The organism is Enterococcus pernyi, assembly GCF_045371165.1.
GTDB lineage: Bacteria > Bacillota > Bacilli > Lactobacillales > Enterococcaceae > Enterococcus_B > Enterococcus_B pernyi.
Window position 1 is genome coordinate 1 of record NZ_JBIQDM010000025.1, and the last position, 1,334, is coordinate 1,334.

The following is a 1,334-nucleotide window of genomic DNA, read 5'->3' on the forward strand; positions in this document are numbered from 1 at the left end:
TCGTTTGTTCGTCGTAACATCGGAAAGACTCTTTTCCCTGCGAATTTGCGGATATCCATTGTGCCATCCAAACCAAATCTTAGGCCGCTTGGTAATCCGTATGCTGCATTCACATCATCTCTGATAATACCGGCTGAGCGACAACGTCCAATTTCGACATCCGGATTGTCCGCATCCATCCAAAAGACGTATCCCTGATTTAAATACGCTGCACCATTTTTGGGAACCAACCAAGCACCGATTCGAAAAATACCAAGAGATAGCTCATTAAAAACTTCTAACTTGCCTACATAATTCCCAACAGTTTTTGGTGGGCTTGCTAAAATAATTTGATCATGTGTCTGTGGCGTCGCTTGAATACTACCACTTCCGCTTGTGTTGTAGCCAAGCACATTCATCACCGCACGGATTGCCTGATCCATATTCTGATCTAATCGTCGCATGTCATTTGCATTATCGATAAAGCACCATTCGATCAATAATACATTGACGCCCGGATTAGTGTTACGGTGTACGAAGAACGTTGTGGTAGGCTTTGCTCCACGATTCGGAATTCCCAACGTATCCGCAATCACTTTTGATACAGCTGCCGCTAAAATACGCATCTGTTCGTTACCAGCCCAATAAAAAACCTCAACACCAGTTGCCTGACCATTAAAGGCATTCAAGTGACTCGTGATTGCTACGCCTGATCCCGCCGCATTCATAACCGTGACTTGGTTCTGCAAGTTTTGGTTAACAGTTGCGCCAACGTTATCTGTAGAATCGCGCACACTTGCAATTGCTTGCATCTTTTGGGTGATTGTTCGTACAACATCTGCTTCACGTCGCCCGTTTCCTACTGCACCTGGATCCATCCAGTTGGAGCCATTTTTTCTTCCTCCGTGTCCGGCACCGTTTGATCTGATCGTCATTTTACTTCACCTCTTCCTACGTAATACCAGTCCAGCATCTGTTGATCCGGATCATCTGTTTTGGGTCGTTGCTTCTGCTCAAAATCAAATGCTTCCATTTTGCCAGTTTCTGTAAATTCAGCTGCCACGGTCACGGTCGTTCCTTCGATATTGTTAAGAGTGTGTGCGGCATCCTCGATCGTGTTCTCGTCATTTTGAAACTCCGGTTTGACTACTTTGTTGTAGTCTTCTAAAAATTTTTCTTTGTTTCTCATCGTATTTACCTCCTAAATATTTAATAGAAAAAGATCAGCCTTTCGACTGATCCTGTTCTTTATAAATTAAGTTTTCTGTACCTTCTTGGCCATCACCATAATCCGGTGGATCAACGTCTGGTTTAACCATGCTGTTTCCTAAATCAAATAATCCGCCAGCGGCTAA

The 1,334-nt window shown here is 43.8% G+C and carries 2 protein-coding genes; both read right to left on the reverse strand.

The window, feature by feature from the left end; all coding sequences use genetic code 11:
- A partial coding sequence (locus ACH0AK_RS14890) for an N-acetylmuramoyl-L-alanine amidase (RefSeq protein ID WP_499797082.1) occupies window positions 1-914 on the reverse strand: 914 nt, incomplete at its 3' end.
- Window positions 911-1,168 carry a hypothetical protein gene (locus ACH0AK_RS14895; RefSeq protein ID WP_096081701.1) on the reverse strand — a complete coding sequence of 86 codons (258 nt, stop codon included), beginning with the start codon at window positions 1,166-1,168 and terminating at the stop codon, window positions 911-913. The genes ACH0AK_RS14890 and ACH0AK_RS14895, both read right to left, overlap by 4 nt.
- Window positions 1,169-1,334 lie beyond the last annotated feature (166 nt).